This is a genomic window from Fulvimonas soli, assembly GCF_003148905.1.
GTDB lineage: Bacteria > Pseudomonadota > Gammaproteobacteria > Xanthomonadales > Rhodanobacteraceae > Fulvimonas > Fulvimonas soli.
In genome coordinates this window covers 318,709-335,375 of the sequence record NZ_QGHC01000004.1, presented here as the reverse complement: position 1 = coordinate 335,375, position 16,667 = coordinate 318,709, and the positions used below count along the sequence as shown (strand labels likewise).

Here is a 16,667-nt window from a genome sequence, read left to right as displayed (position 1 = left end):
CAACGACGATGCCGCCCCACCCTTACCGGATGCACATGATGAATGACGATTCGAGACCCCTGTCCGCCGCGCAGATCCACAGCATCTACCGGGACGGGCTGTCCGTTGGCGACCCCGGGCAGGTCGCGCCGCCGGCATACCGCCGGTCCACCTTCTCGACCCGCGAGCCTTCCCACCCCGGCTCGCCGCCGCCGCGGCCGTCGCCGTCCCCGAAATCCAAGCGGCGCTAGCCGGCCACGAAGCCGGACGGCACGCATGACGAGGGCATAACACCGGGCCACGCATACTTCCCGGCACGGGGGATTCGCCCCCGTCCGCGGGTTTTCCGGCGAAGCCGGGAGGACATATGGAGCCCTACTGCTATCCGGCGCACTCGCCGTGGGCCAGCCGGCTGCTGGCCCTGGCGGCGCGGCTCGGGCTGGTCGCCGCTCCGCCGCCCGCCCGGGCGCAGCCGCTCAGCCGTCGCCATCAGCTGATGCTCGCCGCCGACCAGCGCAGGGAACGGGAACGCCGGCGCGCGTCCGCGCCCGGCGGGGCATCCGGCCCGCATTGCTGACGATGGCGCCCGCGCGGCGCCCGTCCCGCCGGACCCGCTTGCCATGCGCCAGGCGATGCACGGATCGGTTGCGCCACCGGGGCGCCGCGCGTATACTCCGTCGACTCTGAGCGAGGAAGAGGAACGCGCATGGGCCCTGCAGACCGGGCACAGGCCGCGTCCTCGCTACCAGATCTTTCTTAGAACAAGAAAGCCTCCTCGTGAGGCTTTTTTGTTGGGCGCAAGGATGTGCCATCCCCCGGCGGCGAGCGCCCGCCGGCGGGGCCGGGAAGAACCTGGAGGGGTCGGGACATCGGCGTGGTAAGGGAATGGGCCGTCACGAGCCCATTTTTTGTTTCTGGCGGCGGAAAAACGCACCATGGATACGCAGGCACTGGCACAACGCTTCAGCGAGGTTCTGGCCGATCTGGGCCTGGAATGCCTGGGCGTGGAGTTCACCCCGTCGCAGGGGCAGAGTACCCTGCGCGTCTACCTGGACATTCCGGCCGGGAGCGGGGAGGGCCGCGAGGTCACGCTCGACGACTGCGAGGCGGCCAGCCGCGAGCTGTCGGCGCTGCTCGACGTCGAGGACCCGATCCCGGGCCACTACGTGCTGGAAGTGTCCTCGCCCGGCATCGACCGCCCGCTGTTCAGCGCGGCGCACTTCGCCAAGGCCCTCGGCCAGGAAGTGAAGCTGCTGCTGAAGGCGCCGATCGAGGGCCGCCGCCGGCTGCGCGGCCGGGTGTCGGCGGTGGACGGCGAGCGCATCTCGCTGGAAGCCGAGGGCAGGACGTTCGCGTTCGACCACGCGGCGGTGGAAAGCGCCCGCGTGGTGCCGGACTGGGCGGCGCTCGGCTACGTGCCGCAGCCCAAGCCGGGCGGCAGGAAGGCGGCCGGCAAGGCCGGCAAGAAGTAACCCAATTCAAAAAAGCGATCGGGCGCCGGACGGCGCCTACGGAGTTGCTGCAATGAGCAAAGAACTTTTGCTGGTCGTCGATGCGGTCGCCAACGAGAAGGGCGTGCCGCGCGAGGTGATCTTCGAGGCGATGGAGGCCGCGCTGGCCTCGGCAGCCAAGAAGCGCTACCCCGACGAGGACCCGGACATCCGCGTGTCGATCGACCGCCACAGCGGCGAGTACGAGACCTTCCGCCGCTGGGAGATCATCGCCGACGACGCCGAGATGGAGTCGCCGTACTTCCAGGTGCGCCTGATGGACGCGCTGGACGAGCGCGCCGACGCCCAGGTGGGCGAGTACGTCGAGCAGCAGATCGAGAACGCCGAGTTCGGCCGCATCGCCGCGCAGGCCGCCAAGCAGGTGATCGTGCAGCGCGTGCGCGAGGCCGAGCGCCAGCAGGTGGTGGACGCCTACAAGGACCGCGTGGGCGAGCTGATCACCGGCATCGTCAAGCGCGTCGAGCGCGGCAACGTGTACCTCGACCTGGGCGGCAACGCCGAGGCGTTCATCCCGCGCGACAAGACCATCCCGCGCGAATCGCACCGCGTGGGCGACCGCGTGCGCGGCTACCTGTACGAGGTGCGCTCGGAAGTGCGCGGCCCGCAGCTGTTCGTCTCGCGCGCGGCGCCGGAGTTCATGATCGAGCTGTTCAAGCTCGAGGTGCCCGAGGTCGGCCAGGGCCTGGTCGAGATCAAGGGCTGCGCCCGCGACCCGGGCGACCGCGCCAAGATCGCCGTGGTGGCGCACGATTCGCGCACCGACCCCATCGGCGCGTGCATCGGCATGCGCGGCTCGCGCGTGCAGGCGGTGTCCAACGAGCTCAACGGCGAGCGCGTGGACATCATCCTGTGGCACGAGAACCAGGCGCAGTACGTCATCAACGCGATGGCGCCGGCCGAGGTGCAGTCGATCATCATGGACGAGGACAAGCACTCCATGGACATCGCGGTGGCCGAGGACAAGCTGTCCCAGGCCATCGGCCGCGGCGGCCAGAACGTGCGCCTGGCCAGCAAGCTCACCGGCTGGCAGCTCAACGTGATGACCCAGGACCAGGTGCAGGCCAAGAGCGAGGCCGAGCAGCAGGCCGCGCGCCAGCTGTTCATGGAGAAGCTGGAGGTGGACGAGGAGATCGCCAACATCCTGGTGCAGGAGGGCTTCTCCAGCATCGAGGAGATCGCCTACGTGCCCAGCGCCGAGCTGCTGGCGATCGAGGGCTTCGACGAGGACATCGTCGAGGAGCTGCGCGCGCGCGCGCGCGACGCCCTGCTGACCGAGGCGCTGGCGGTGGAGGAGGGCATCGAGGAGCACCAGCCGTCCGAGGAACTGCTCGCGCTGGAAGGCATGGACGAGGCCACGGCCTACGCCCTGGCCGAGCGCGGCATCGTCACCCTGGACGACCTGGCCGACCAGGCCGTCGATGATCTGATCGACATCGAGGGCATGGACGAGGAACGGGCGGCGGCGCTGATCATGGCGGCGCGCGCCCCGATGATCGCGCGCCTGGAGAAGGGCGGCTAACCGCGGGCGGCGCGCCTTCGGACGGGCGCGCCGAGGGGGCATCCGGGAGGATGCCCCGCCAGGGACGGTGGTGGCCTCGCGGCGTGGGCCGCGGGGACGAGCAGCGCGGGAAAGGCGGAGAAAGCACACGATGTCGGACGTCACGATCAAACAACTCGCCCAGGTCCTGGGCATGCCGGTGGAGAAGCTGCTCGGCCAGCTGGCCGAGGCAGGGATGAAATTCTCCGATCCGGAGCAGGTCATCAGCAGCACCGAGAAGGTGAAGCTGCTCGGCTTCCTGCGCCGCACGCACGGCAAGAACGAGGAGGCCGTCGAGGCCGACGACAGCGCGCCGCGCCAGATCACCCTCAAGCGCCGCAAGGTCAGCGAGCTGAAGGTCGCCACGCCCGGCGGCCGCGGCGCGGCGGGCAGCGCCAAGACGGTCAACGTCGAGGTGCGCGCCAAGCGCACCTACGTCAAGCGCAGCGTGATCGCGGAGGAGGCCAGCGCCGACAGCGAGCGCGAGGAGGCCCTGCGCAAGCTGCAGGAATCCCAGCAGCAGCGCGAGCAGGAGGAGCAGGAGCGCGCCGAGGCCGAGCGCCGCCGCCAGGAGGAAGCGCAGCGCCGGCAGGAGGAGGAGCGCCAGGCCGAGGCCGAGCGCCAGCGCGCCGAGACGCAGGCCCGCGAGGCCGCCGAGACGGCCGTCGAGGCCGGGCGCGGTCAGCATGCCGAGGCCGAGGCCGCCGCCGAGGAGTCGGCCGCCGTCGCCGAGAAGGCGCCGGAGGGCGGCGGCGTGCAGCGCCTCGATCCCAGCTCGCTGGGCATGATCCTTCCGCGCATCCACGAGCCGCGCAAGCGCGAGAAGAAGGTCGTGGCGGCGCCCGCGCCGGCCCCGGCGCCCGCCCCCGCGCCGGCCCCGGCCGGCGACGGCGGCCGCGGCAAGGCGCGCCACGGCCGCGACCGCGACGAGATGCCGGGCGGCAAGCGCTTCGCCGCCGGCGAGCTGCATCTGTCCGAGGCCGACCGCGCACGCCGCTCCAGCAAGCGCGGCAAGCCGGGCAAGGGCAACGTGCGCGAGGCGGTCCGCGGCGGCGTGCCGTCCGCCGGCGCGCACGGCTTCTCCCGGCCCACCGCGCCGGTGGTGCGCGAGGTGGTGGTCGGCGAGAGCAACGTGGTCGCCGACCTCGCGCAGAAGATGGCGGTGAAAGGCTCGGAGGTGGTCAAGGCGCTGTTCAAGATGGGCGTCATGGCCACCATCAACCAGACCATCGACCGCGATACCGCGACCCTGGTGGTGGAGGAGCTCGGCCACAAGCCGGTCGACGCCAGCCAGAACGACGCCGAGGCCGCGCTGGCCGCGCACACGCAGAGCGCCGAGCTGGAAGGCGAGCGCCAGCCGCGCCCGCCGGTGGTCACCATCATGGGCCACGTCGACCACGGCAAGACCTCGCTGCTGGACTACATCCGCCGCACCAAGGTGGCGGCGGGCGAGGCCGGCGGCATCACCCAGCACATCGGCGCCTACCACGTGGAGACGCCGAAGGGCGTGATCACCTTCCTCGACACCCCGGGCCACGCCGCGTTCACCGCGATGCGCGCCCGCGGCGCGCAGTCCACCGACATCGTGGTGCTGGTGGTGGCCGCCGACGACGGCGTGATGCCGCAGACCATCGAGGCGGTGCAGCACGCGCGCGCCGCCAAGGTGCCGCTGATCGTCGCGCTCAACAAGATGGACAAGGCCGACGCCAACCCCGACCACGTCAAGCAGGGCCTGGCCAACCTCGAGGTGATCCCGGAGGACTGGGGCGGCGACACCATGTTCGTGCCCGTCTCGGCCAAGACCGGCATGGGCGTGGACGAGCTGCTCGACGCCATCTCGGTGCAGGCCGAGGTGATGGAGCTGACCGCGGTGGTCGATGGCCCGGCCTCGGGCGTGGTGATCGAGTCCAGCCTGGACAAGGGCCGCGGCCCGGTGGCCACGGTGCTGGTGCAGCAGGGCACGCTCAAGCGCGGCGACTTCGTGGTCTGCGGCGTGGAGTACGGCCGCATGCGCGCGCTGATCGACGAGACCGGCAAGACCGTGCAGGAGGCCGGCCCGTCGATCCCGGTGCAGGTGCTGGGCCTGTCCGGCGTGCCGGAGGCGGGCGACGACTTCGTCGCCGTGGCCGACGAGCGCCTGGCCCGCCAGGTGGCGGCCGAGCGCCAGCAGAAGCGCCGCGAGACGCGCCTGGTCAGCTCCAGCAAGGCCAACCGCCTGGAGGACATCATGGCGCAGATGGGCCAGGGCGCCGAGCAGCAGACGCTCAACATCCTGGTCAAGGCCGACGTGCAGGGCTCGGTGGAGGCGCTGCGCGAGTCGCTGAGCCAGATCGGCAACGAGAACGTGAAGGTCAACGTGATCGCGGCCGGCGTCGGCGGCATCACCGAGTCCGACGCCACGCTCGCCGCCGCCTCCAAGGCGCTGGTGATCGGCTTCAACGTGCGCGCGGACGCCTCCGCGCGCAAGGTGATCGACTCGGCCGGCCTGGACGTGCGCTACTTCTCGATCATCTACGACGTGATCGACCAGGTGAAGCAGGCGGCGTCCGGCCTGCTGGGCAAGGAAGTGCGCGAGGAGATCATCGGCGTGGCGCAGGTGCGCGAGGTGTTCCGCAGCTCCAAGTTCGGCGCGGTGGCCGGCTGCATGGTCATCGAGGGCACGGTCAAGCGCAACAAGCCGATCCGCGTGCTGCGCGACAACACGGTGATCTTCCAGGGCGAGCTGGAATCGCTGCGCCGCTTCAAGGAGCTGGTGGACGAGGTGCGCAACGGCATGGAGTGCGGCATCGCCGTGAAGCAGTACAACGACGTCAAGGTGGGCGACCAGATCGAGTGCTTCGAGCGCATCGAGGTGGCGCGCACGCTGTGAGCGGGGCTGGGGCGAGGGACGAGTAGCGAGGGCGCGAAAATCCTTCGTCCGGCAAGCTTCCGGAGCCCGGGCGGCTTTGTCCGGGCTCCGCGTTTTTCCGTACACTGCGACGCCGGCGCCCTCGCTGCTCGCCTCTCGTCCCTGTGACGACGAAGGAGTCAATGCATGCCCTCCCGCGACTTCAAACGTACCGACCGCGTCGGCGCCGAGCTGCGCCGCGAGCTGGGCCTGCTGGTCCACGCGGCCGTGCGCGACCACGGCCTGCCTTCGGCCAGCGTGTCCGACGTGGAGGTGACGCGCGACCTGGACTGGGCCACGGTCTGGGTCACCACGCTGCAGCCGGAACGCGCGGCCGCCGCGGTGAAGGCGCTCAACGAGCTGGCCGGCGAGTTCCGCCGCGCGCTGTCGCGCAGCATGCGCATCCGCCGGGTGCCGGAGTTGCGCTTCAAGTACGACGATTCGGTGGATCGCGGCGAGCGCATCGAGCAGTTGTTGCGGGAGGATGGGGAACAGGGAACGGGGAACGGGGAACGCGGTTAGCGCGTTGTATCTCAGCGCCCCGCTGCGTCGCCGCCTTCACGCGCCCCTCCATCCGCCTCAAGCTCTCCCCGTTCCCCGTTCCCCGTTCCCCGTTCCCCGTTCCCACCGCCATGCCCCGCCGCCCCACCCGCGACCTGCACGGCATCCTGCTGCTCGACAAGCCGCTCGGCATGAGCTCGAACCAGGCGCTGCAGGCCGCGCGCCGGCTGCTGCGCGCGGCCAAGGGCGGCCACACCGGCGCGCTCGACCCGCTGGCCACCGGCCTGCTGCCGCTGTGCTTCGGCGAGGGCACCAAGCTGGCCGGCAGCCTGCTCGGCGCGCGCAAGGCCTACGAGGCCGAGTGCCGGCTCGGCGTGACCACGACCACCGCCGACCGCGAGGGCGAGGTGGTCGCCGAGCGGCCGGTGCCGGCGCTGGACGGGACGGCCATCGAGGCCGCGCTGGCGAAGCTGCGCGGGCGCATCGTGCAGGTGCCGCCGGCGTACTCGGCGCTCAAGCAGGGCGGCGAGCCGCTGTACCTGAAGGCCCGCCGCGGCGAGGCGGTGGAGGCGCCCGCGCGCGAGGTGGAGGTCCACCGGCTGGACCTGCTCGGCCGCGCGGGCGACACCCTGCGCCTGTACGTCGAGTGCGGCTCGGGCACCTACGTGCGCAGCCTGGCCACCGCGCTGGGCGAGGACCTGGGCTGCGGCGCGCACCTGGCGTCGCTGCGGCGGCTGTGGGTGGAGCCGTTCCGCGCGCCGGCGATGGTGACGCTGGAGCGGCTGGAGCAGGCCGCCGCCCAGGGCGACGCGGCCATGGCCACGCTGCTGCTGCCGCTGGAGGCCGGCGTGGCCCACCTGCCGGCCCTGCGGCTGGATGCGGCGCAGGGGCTGGCGGTGGCGCAGGGCCGGCAGATTCCCTGGCCGGGCGCGGCGGCCGCCGGGGTCCACGCCGCCTTCGCCGGGGACGGCCGCCTGCTGGCGCTGGTCGAGCGCGGCGCGGACGGCCGCCTGCGCATCCTGCGTGGGCTCAACCTGCCGCCCGTTACGCCGTCTTAACGCGCTCTTGTTGCAGCACGCCCGCGCTCGCTACAATACGGCGCTTGTTCCGAGTGTCATTCAACCCGGCGGAGCTTGCGCAACCTCATCGCCGGTGAGGTTGCGCAAGTTCCGCACCCGCTTTTTTTAGGAAGAGATACCCATGTCGCTTACCGCAGAACAGACCGGCAAGATCATTGCTGAATACGGCCGCGTGCCGAACGATACCGGCTCGCCGGAAGTGCAGGTGGCCCTGCTGTCCGCCCGCATCGAGCACCTGACCGACCACTTCAAGACGCACAAGCAGGACCACCATTCCCGCCGCGGCCTGCTCAAGCTGGTCAACCAGCGCAAGCGCCTGCTCGGCTACCTCAAGGACCGGGACCTGGCGCGCTACCAGAGCCTGATCGAGCGTCTCGGCCTGCGCCGGTAACCGGACAAGGACACACACGTGGCGAAAGTAACCAAGTCATTCCAGTACGGTAATCACGAAGTCACGCTGGAGACGGGCGAAATCGCCCGCCAGGCGTCGGGTGCCGTCATGGTCAGCATGGGCGGCACCGTGGTGCTGGTCACCGTGGTGGCCGCGGCCAAGGCGAAGGAAGGTCAGGACTTCTTCCCGCTCACCGTCGACTACGTCGAGAAGTTCTACTCCGCCGGCCGCATCCCCGGCGGCTTCTTCAAGCGCGAGGGCCGTCCGACCGAGAAGGAGACGCTGACCTCGCGCCTGATCGACCGCCCGGTGCGCCCGCTGTTCCCGGAGGAGTTCAAGAACGAGGTGCAGGTCATCGCCCAGGTGGTGTCGCTGAACCCCGAGATCGATGGCGACATCCCGGCCATGCTCGGCGCCTCCGCCGCGCTCACCCTGGCCGGCATCCCGTTCAAGGGCCCGATCGGCGCCGCCCGCGTCGGCTACGCCAACGGCCAGTACCTGCTCAACCCGACCGCCACGGAGCTGAAGACCTCCGCGCTGGACCTGGTCGTGGCCGGCACCGCCAACGCGGTGCTGATGGTGGAATCCGAGGCCAAGCTGCTGTCCGAGGACGTGATGCTCGGCGCGGTGATGTTCGGCCACAAGCAGATGCAGACCGCGATCCGCGCGATCGCCGAGCTGGCCACCGAGGCGGCCAAGCCGTCCTGGGACTGGCAGCCGCCGGCGCGCGACGAGGCGCTGGTCGCCGCCCTCAAGGCGGCCGTGGGCACCCGCCTGGAGGAAGCCTTCCAGGTGCGCGACAAGCTGCAGCGCCGCGACGCCATCGCCGCGATCAAGGCCGACGTGCTGGAGTCGCTCAAGGGCGAGGCCGAGCAGAAGGGCTGGGCCGCCGCCGACCTCGCCAAGGAGTTCGCCGAGCTCGAGTACCGCACCCTGCGCGACAGCGTGCTGAAGACCAAGGTGCGCATCGACGGCCGCAAGCTGGACGACATCCGCCCGATCAGCGTGCGCGTGGGCGTGCTGCCGCGCACCCACGGCTCGGCGCTGTTCACCCGCGGCGAGACGCAGGCGCTGGTGGTCACCACGCTGGGCACCACCCGCGACGCGCAGATCATCGACGCGCCGGAGGGCGAGTCGAAGGACAGCTTCCTGTTCCACTACAACTTCCCGCCGTTCTCGGTGGGCGAGACCGGCCGCTTCGGCGCGCCCAAGCGCCGCGAGATCGGCCACGGGCGCCTGGCCAAGCGCGGCGTGCAGGCGGTGAAGCCCTCGATCGAGGAATTCCCCTACGTGCTGCGCGTGGTCTCGGAGATCACCGAGTCCAACGGCTCCTCCTCGATGGCCTCGGTGTGCGGCTCCTCGCTGGCGATGATGGACGCCGGCGTGCCGCTGAAGGCGCCGGTGGCCGGCATCGCGATGGGCCTGGTCAAGGAAGGCGACGAGTTCGTGGTGCTGTCCGACATCCTGGGCGACGAGGACCACCTCGGCGACATGGACTTCAAGGTGGCCGGCTCCGCCGAGGGCATCTCCGCCCTGCAGATGGACATCAAGATCGACGGCATCACCGAGGAGATCATGAAGGTGGCGCTGGAGCAGGCCAAGCGCGGCCGCCTGCACATCCTCGGCGAGATGGCCAAGGCGATCAGCGCCCCGCGCGCCGAGATGAGCGAGTACGCCCCGCGCCTGCTCACCATCAAGATCCACCCGGACAAGATCCGCGAGGTCATCGGCAAGGGCGGCGCCACCATCCGCTCGATCACCGAGGAGACCGGCACCACCATCGACATCAGCGACGACGGCACCGTGATCATCGCTTCGGTCAACCGCCTGGCGGCGGACGAGGCCAAGAAGCGCATCGAGCAGATCGTCTCCGACGTCGAGCCGGGCCGCATCTACGAGGGCAAGGTGGCCAAGCTGATGGACTTCGGCGCGTTCGTCACGATCATGCCGGGCAAGGACGGCCTGGTGCACGTGTCGCAGATCTCCAACGAGCGCGTCGAGAAGGTGTCCGACAAGCTCAAGGAAGGCGACATCGTCAAGGTCAAGGTGCTGGAAGTGGACAAGCAGGGCCGCATCCGCCTGTCCATGAAGGCGGTGGCCGAAGGCGAGGGCGCCGACGCCTGAGGCGTCGCCCGCAAGCCGATGCGACCCGCGGGGCCCGGCAGCGATGCCGGGCCCCGCGCTTTTTCGATGCGTGGGTTTCATGCGCATTTGCTAGGATGCGCGGAGCACTCCACACGGACATGCGGTCATGGCGGATCCGGCCGGCGATTTCCTGAGCAACTACCGCGCGCTTGCCCAGCAGGCCTGGGACACGTGGGCGCGGTCGTGGGCGCAGTCCGCCGCGCCGGCGGCGCAGCCGGCCGCGTCCGCTGCCGACCCGCTCGCGCGCGGCGGCGCGGCGCTGGCGGGCTTCCTCGACTGGCTGCGGTCGGCCGCCCTGCAGCTGCCCTCGGCATCGCCGGGCCAGTGGCCGCCGGCGTGGGACGCCGGCCAGCCGTTCCTGCAGGCCTTCGCCGGGCTGGACCAGCACGGCGCGCACGGCTTCGCGCAGCAGTGGCAGCAATGGCTGCAGGCGATGCAGCAGGGCGGCCTCGCCGATCCGCGCCAGCCGCTGGCGCCGCTGGGCTACACCCGCGAGCAGCAGTTGCAGCAGCAGGCGCTGTACGAGGCGATGCAGGCCTACCTGCAGGCCGCGGCGCGCTACCAGTCCCTGCTGCAGCGGGTCGCCGCGCAGGGCGCCGAGCGGCTGCAGGCGCAGCTGGCGCAGCGCGCCGAGAACGGCCAGTCGCCGCAGTCGCTCAAGGCGCTGTACGACCTCTGGGTGGATGCCTACGAGGAGGCCTACGCCGAGATCGCCCTGTCCGACGAGTTCCGCGCCGTCTACGGCGCGATGGTCAACGCGCAGATGCGCGTGCGCCAGCTGCAGCGCCAGCAGACCGAGCACTGGTGCCGCGAGCTCGGCATGCCCACGCGCAGCGAGGTGGACAGCCTCGGCCAGCGCCTGCAGGCGATGCGCCGCCAGGTGACGGCGCTGCAGCGCCAGCTCGATGCGGCACGCGAGGCCGCACCGGCCGCGGCGGCGCCTGCCGGGCCCAGGCCGTCCGCCAGGAAGGCCACCCGCAAGGCGGCGGCCGGCAAGGCCGCGGCGGTGGCCAAGCGGCCCCTGCGCAAGCCCGCCGCGGCGGCTGCCGCGCGCGGCACGGCGCGTGGCGCCAAGCGGCGCAAGTGAGGGAGACAGGCATGTACGCACCGCTGCCGATCGATCCGCGCGAGGCGCTGGAGGAAATCGCCACGTTCCAGCGCAAGCTGGCGGCCGGGCTGGCCAACCTGCGCGGCCTGGGCGAGCCGGCCTACGCCAACACGCCGCGCGAGGCGGTCTACCGCGAGGACAAGCTCACCGTCTGGCACATGCGCGGCGAGCGCGAGCCCACCGCGCGGACGCCCACGCTGATCGTCTACGCGCTGGTCAACACGGTCTGGATGACCGACCTGCAGCCGGACCGCTCGCTGGTGCGCAACCTGCTGGCGCAGGGCGAGGACGTCTACCTGATCGAATGGGGCTACCCGGACGGCGCCGACCGCTGGCTGACCCTGGACGACTACCTCAACGGCTACCTCGACCGCTGCGTGGACGCGGTGCGCCGCCGCCACGGCCTGGAGGCGGTCAACCTGCTCGGCATCTGCCAGGGCGGCAGCTTCGCGCTGTGCTACGCGGCGATGCACCCGGAGAAGGTGCGGAACCTGGTCACCATGGTCACGCCGGTGGACTTCCGCACGCCGGACAACATGCTCTCGCACTGGGTGCAGGACATGGACGTGGACCTGTTCGTCGACACGCTGGGCAACGTGCCGGCCGAGCTGATGAACTGGGTCTACCTCACGCTCAAGCCGCTGCGCCTGACCCAGCAGAAGTACGTGGCGATGGTGGACATCCTGGACGACCCGGCGGAGCTGGAGAACTTCCTGCGCATGGAGCGCTGGATCTTCGACTCGCCCGACCAGGCCGGCGAGGCGTTCCGCGAGTTCATCAAGGACTTCTACCAGGGCAACAAGCTGGTCAGGGGCACGCTCGCCATCGGCGGCCGGCCGGTGGACCTGGGCCTGGTCACCCAGCCGGTGCTCAACATCTACGCCGAGCAGGACCACCTGGTGCCGCCGGACGCCTCGCGCGCGCTGGGCCGCCACGTGGGCACGACCGACTACACCGAACAGGCCTTCAAGGGAGGCCACATCGGCATCTACGTTTCCGGCCGCGCGCAGCGGGAGGTCGCGCCGGCGATCCACCGCTGGCTGCGCGACCGCGACTGACCTGCGGAGCCTGGCATGAACAGCGAAAAGCGCCTCCACCGCTCGCGCCTCAACCGCACCCTGGCCGGGGTGTGCGGCGGCATCGCCGAGTACTGCGGCTGGGACCCGACGCTGGTGCGCGTGGGCTGGATCATCCTCACCCTGCTGGGCGGCTCGGGCATCCTGCTGTACCTGATCCTCTGGCTGGTGATGCCGGACGCGCCCTAGCCGCGTTTGCCGCCCCGGCCTTGCGCGCCGCCGCGCCGCCGCGGCCGGCCTTCCCTTCCGAACCGGACGACACACCCATCCCGACCATGGACTACGACCGTTACGACCGCGTCCGCGCCGTGCAGTGGCAGGGCGACCACCTGCGCCTGCTCGACCAGCGCCTGCTGCCACAGGAGGAGCGCTGGATCGACTGCCGCGACGCCGCCGCGGTGACGCAGGCGATCAGGGACCTCGCCGTGCGCGGCGCGCCGGCCATCGGCATCGCCGCCGCCTGGGGCGTGGTGCTGGCCGCGCGGCGGGGCGAGCCGCTGGAACCGGCGCTGGCGATGCTGCGCGCCGCGCGGCCCACCGCGGTGAACCTGATGTGGGCGCTGGACCGCATGAAGGCGCGCATCGCCGCCGGGGCCGATGCGGCCGCGCTGGCGCGCGAGGCGCAGGCGATCCAGGACGAGGACCTGGCCGCCAACCGCCGCATGGGCGAGCTGGGCGCCGCGCTGATCGCGCCCGGCTCGGGCGTGCTCACCCACTGCAACACCGGCTCGCTGGCCACCGCCGGCTTCGGCACCGCGCTGGGCGTGATCCGCGCCGGCGTCGCGGCCGGGCGCGTCGCCCGCGTGTACGCGGGCGAGACGCGGCCCTGGCAGCAGGGCGCGCGGCTGACCATGTACGAGCTGGTGCGCGACGGCATCCCCGCGAAGCTGATCGCCGACTCGGCCGCCGCACACCTGATGAGGTCGGGCCAGGTGCAGTGGGTGATCGTCGGCGCCGACCGCATCGCCGCCAACGGCGACACCGCCAACAAGATCGGCACCTACCAGCTCGCCATCGCCGCGCGCCACCATGGCGTGAAGTTCATGGTGGCGGCGCCGTCCTCCACGGTGGACATGGCCACGCCTTCCGGCGAGGCGATCGAGATCGAGCTGCGCGACCCGGCCGAGCTGCTCGCGGTCGCCGGGCGCCGCACGGTGGTGGAGGGCGCCGAGGCGTGGAACCCGGTGTTCGACGTCACGCCGGCCGCGCTGATCGACGCCATCGTCACCGAGCGCGGGGTGATCGAGCGCCCGGACGCCGCCGCGATGCAGGCGATGTTCGGCCGATGAGGCTGCACCGCGAGATCGGCCTGTTCGCCGTCGGCGGCGTGATCGGCCTGCTGGTCGACGCCGGCGTGGTGCAGCTGCTGGTCGGCCTGGCCGGCTGGAATCCCTACCTGGCCCGCGTGCTGTCGTTCCTGCTGGCCGCCACCGTCACCTGGTGGTGGAACCGCCGGCACACCTTCGCCGCGCGCTCCAGCGGCCGCCCGCTGCCCGCCGAGTGGCTGCACTGGATGGGCCTGATGGGCGTCGGCGCGGTGGTCAACTACGCCGTCTACGCCGCCCTGCTGCTCGCCTTCGCCGGCCTGCACCGCTGGCCGGCGATCCCCGCCGCGGCCGGCTCGGCGGTGGCCGCGGCGCTCAACTTCGCCACCGCCCGTGGGATGCTTTTCAGGCGCCCGAAATCGGCCGTTTAAGTCGTTGATTCAAAAGGCTTAAATACTGTCAATTCGGGCGCATTCGTGGTACTCTCTCAAGGTTGATCCCGATGCGCGCCGCAAGCGCACGCCTGACGTGCGCGCAGGGGCTTTTTTCACGATCAGGGAAGCCGATTGATGGCAGAACTCGCCAAAGAAGTCATCCGCGTCAACATCGAAGACGAGATGCGCCAGAGCTACCTCGATTACGCCATGAGCGTGATCGTGGGACGCGCCCTCCCGGACGTGCGCGATGGCCTGAAGCCGGTGCATCGCCGCGTGCTGTACGCGATGAACGAGCTCGGCAACGCCTGGAACAAGCCCTACAAGAAGTCGGCCCGCGTGGTCGGCGACGTGATCGGTAAGTACCACCCGCACGGCGACGCCTCGGTGTACGACGCGATCGTGCGCATGGCGCAGCCGTTCTCGCTGCGCTACATGCTGGTGGACGGCCAGGGCAACTTCGGCTCGGTGGACGGCGACAACCCCGCGGCGATGCGCTACACCGAGGTGCGCATGGCGCGGCTCACCCACGAGCTGCTCGCCGACATCGACAAGGAGACCGTCGACTTCGGCCCCAACTACGACGAGAGCGAGCAGGAGCCGCTGGTCCTGCCCACGCGCGTGCCCAACCTGCTGGTGAACGGCTCGGCCGGCATCGCGGTGGGCATGGCCACCAACGTGCCGCCGCACAACCTGGGCGAGGTGATCGCGGCGACCATCGCGCTGATCGACGATCCCTCGCTCACGGTCGACCAGCTGATGCAGCACGTGCCGGGCCCGGACTTCCCGACCGCCGGCATCATCAACGGCGCCGCCGGCATCGTCGAGGCCTACCGCACCGGCCGCGGCCGCGTCCTGGTGCGCGCCAAGACCGAGATCGAGACGGAGAGCAACGGCCGCGAGACGATCATCGTCCACGAGCTGCCGTACCAGGTGAACAAGGCGCGGCTGATCGAGAAGATCGCCGAGCTGGTCAAGGAGAAGAAGCTCGAGGGCATCAGCGAGCTGCGCGACGAGTCCGACAAGGACGGCATGCGCATCGTGATCGAGGTGCGCCGCGACGCGATGGCCGACGTGGTGCTCAACAACCTGTTCCTGCAGACGCAGCTGCAGGTCACCTTCGGCGTGAACATGGTGGCGCTGGTCGACGGCCAGCCGCGCCTGCTCAACCTCAAGGAGATCCTCGAGGCGTTCATCCGCCACCGCCGCGAGGTGGTCACCCGCCGCACCATCTTCGAGCTGCGCAAGGCGCGCGCCCGCGCCCACATCCTGGAAGGCCTCACCGTCGCGCTCGCCAACATCGACGAGATGATCGAGCTGATCAAGACCTCGGCCTCGCCGGCGGAGGCGCGCGAGCGCATGCTGGCGCGCAAGTGGCAGCCGGGCGTGGTCCAGGCGCTGCTCTCGGCCGCCGGCGCCGACGCCTCGCGGCCGGAGGACATGGACCCGCGCGACGGCCTCAAGCCCGACGGCTACCAGCTCTCCGACGTGCAGGCGCAGGAGATCCTCGCCATGCGCCTGCACCGCCTCACCGGGCTGGAGCAGGAGAAGCTGTCCGACGAGTACCGGCAGATCCTGGAGACCATCCGCGGCCTGATCGAGATCCTGGAGAACCCCGACCGCCTGCTCGCGGTGATCCGCGAGGAGCTGGAGGCGATCCGGGCCGAGTACGGCGACGCGCGCCGCACCGAGATCCAGCCCTCGCAGGAAGACCTCGACGTGCTCGACCTGATCGCGCCCGAGGACGTGGTGGTCACGCTCTCGCACGCCGGCTACGTCAAGCGCCAGCCGGCCAGCACCTACCGCGCGCAGAAGCGCGGCGGCAAGGGCCGCTCGGCCTCGGCGCTGAAGGACGAGGACTTCGTCGAGCAGCTGTGGGTGGTCAACACCCACGACACCCTGCTCACCTTCACCAGCACCGGCCGCGTGTACTGGCTCAAGGTCTACCAGATGCCGGAGGCGGGCCCGAACGCGCGCGGCAAGCCGATGGTGAACCTGCTGCCGCTGGCCGAGGGCGAGAAGGTGCAGGCGGTGCTGCCGGTGCGCGAGTACGCCGCGGACCGCTTCGTGTTCTTCGCCACGAGGCAGGGCACGGTGAAGAAGACCCCGCTCACCGAGTTCGCCTTCCAGCTGCAGAAGGGCAAGATCGCCATCAACCTGGACGAGGGCGACGCGCTGGTCGACGTCGCGCTCACCGATGGCAACAGCGACGTGCTGCTGTTCGCCTCCAACGGCAAGGCGGTGCGCTTCGACGAGAGCGAGGTGCGCGCGATGGGCCGCACCGCCACCGGCGTGCGCGGCATGCGGCTGGCCGACGGCGCCGAGGTGGTCTCGCTGATCGTGGCGGCGGAGGGCGACATCCTCACCGCCACCGCGCGCGGCTACGGCAAGCGCACCGTGCTGGACGAGTTCCCGAAGAAGGGGCGCGGCACGCAGGGCGTGATCGCCATCCAGTGCTCCGAGCGCAACGGCGCGCTGGTGTCGGCGGTGCAGGTCACCGAGGCGCACGAGCTGATGCTGATCTCCAACCAGGGCACGCTGGTGCGCACGCGCGCCGCCGAGGTCTCGCAGGTGGGCCGCAACACCCAGGGCGTGACCCTGATCCGCCTGCCGGCGGAGGAGTCGCTGGTCAGCGTGGTGCGGCTGGACGCCGACGAGGACGGCGGCGCGGAGCCCGGCGAGGACGGCGCGGAGCCGGCCCCGGCCGAGGGCTGATCCACGCCCGGCGGACACGCGGAAAAACCCGGCCCCGGC

13 protein-coding genes are annotated in these 16,667 nt (G+C 71.1%); all 13 read left to right on the top strand.

Translation table 11 applies throughout. The annotated features are described in order from the left end of the window. Nucleotides 1-914 precede the first annotated feature (914 nt). The 13 genes from C7456_RS07135 (at nt 915) to gyrA (ending at nt 16,628) form a co-directional block, all read left to right on the top strand. Nucleotides 915-1,451: a ribosome maturation factor RimP gene (locus tag C7456_RS07135; RefSeq protein ID WP_109723047.1), complete on the top strand. Its 537-nt coding sequence runs from the start codon at nt 915-917 to the stop codon at nt 1,449-1,451. Nucleotides 1,452-1,503: 52 nt separating this feature from the next. Then, the gene (nusA, locus tag C7456_RS07130) at nt 1,504-3,009 is read left to right on the top strand and encodes a transcription termination factor NusA (protein ID WP_109723046.1); all 1,506 of its coding nucleotides are present in this window, start codon (nt 1,504-1,506) and stop codon (nt 3,007-3,009) included. 130 nt (nt 3,010-3,139) lie between these two features. Continuing rightward, nucleotides 3,140-5,896, top strand: coding sequence for a translation initiation factor IF-2 (gene infB, locus C7456_RS07125; protein WP_109723045.1), 2,757 nt, complete (start codon nt 3,140-3,142; stop codon nt 5,894-5,896). 165 nt (nt 5,897-6,061) lie between these two features. Further along, nucleotides 6,062-6,436 (top strand): 30S ribosome-binding factor RbfA, encoded by a 375-nt coding sequence (gene rbfA, locus C7456_RS07120; protein ID WP_109723044.1) that lies wholly within the window; start codon nt 6,062-6,064, stop codon nt 6,434-6,436. A gap of 110 nt (nt 6,437-6,546) precedes the next feature. Next, nucleotides 6,547-7,473 (top strand): tRNA pseudouridine(55) synthase TruB, encoded by a 927-nt coding sequence (gene truB / locus C7456_RS07115; RefSeq protein WP_109723043.1) that lies wholly within the window; start codon nt 6,547-6,549, stop codon nt 7,471-7,473. A gap of 142 nt (nt 7,474-7,615) precedes the next feature. Continuing rightward, nucleotides 7,616-7,885 carry a 30S ribosomal protein S15 gene (gene rpsO / locus C7456_RS07110; protein ID WP_109723042.1) on the top strand — a complete coding sequence of 90 codons (270 nt, stop codon included), beginning with the start codon at nt 7,616-7,618 and terminating at the stop codon, nt 7,883-7,885. A gap of 18 nt (nt 7,886-7,903) precedes the next feature. Beyond that, nucleotides 7,904-10,009: a polyribonucleotide nucleotidyltransferase gene (pnp, locus tag C7456_RS07105; protein ID WP_109723041.1), complete on the top strand. Its 2,106-nt coding sequence runs from the start codon at nt 7,904-7,906 to the stop codon at nt 10,007-10,009. Between the two features lie 127 nt (nt 10,010-10,136). Continuing rightward, on the top strand, nt 10,137-11,117 hold the full coding sequence (locus C7456_RS07100) for a poly(R)-hydroxyalkanoic acid synthase subunit PhaE (RefSeq protein ID WP_109723040.1): 981 nt from the start codon (nt 10,137-10,139) through the stop codon (nt 11,115-11,117). 11 nt (nt 11,118-11,128) lie between these two features. Next, nucleotides 11,129-12,196, top strand: coding sequence for a class III poly(R)-hydroxyalkanoic acid synthase subunit PhaC (locus tag C7456_RS07095; protein ID WP_109723039.1), 1,068 nt, complete (start codon nt 11,129-11,131; stop codon nt 12,194-12,196). Nucleotides 12,197-12,211: 15 nt separating this feature from the next. Further along, a complete protein-coding gene (locus C7456_RS07090) occupies nt 12,212-12,403 on the top strand; it encodes a PspC domain-containing protein (RefSeq protein ID WP_109723038.1) in 192 nt (63 codons plus the stop codon). A gap of 86 nt (nt 12,404-12,489) precedes the next feature. Beyond that, a complete protein-coding gene (mtnA, locus tag C7456_RS07085; protein ID WP_109723037.1) occupies nt 12,490-13,503 on the top strand; it encodes an S-methyl-5-thioribose-1-phosphate isomerase in 1,014 nt (337 codons plus the stop codon). Beyond that, nucleotides 13,500-13,910, top strand: a complete 411-nt coding sequence (locus C7456_RS07080) for a GtrA family protein (RefSeq protein WP_109723036.1) — start codon at nt 13,500-13,502, stop codon at nt 13,908-13,910. Before mtnA ends, C7456_RS07080 begins: the two co-directional genes overlap by 4 nt. Before the next feature lie 138 nt (nt 13,911-14,048). Continuing rightward, complete coding sequence (gyrA, locus tag C7456_RS07075; RefSeq protein ID WP_109723035.1) at nt 14,049-16,628, top strand: DNA gyrase subunit A; 2,580 nt, start codon at nt 14,049-14,051, stop codon at nt 16,626-16,628. Nucleotides 16,629-16,667 lie beyond the last annotated feature (39 nt).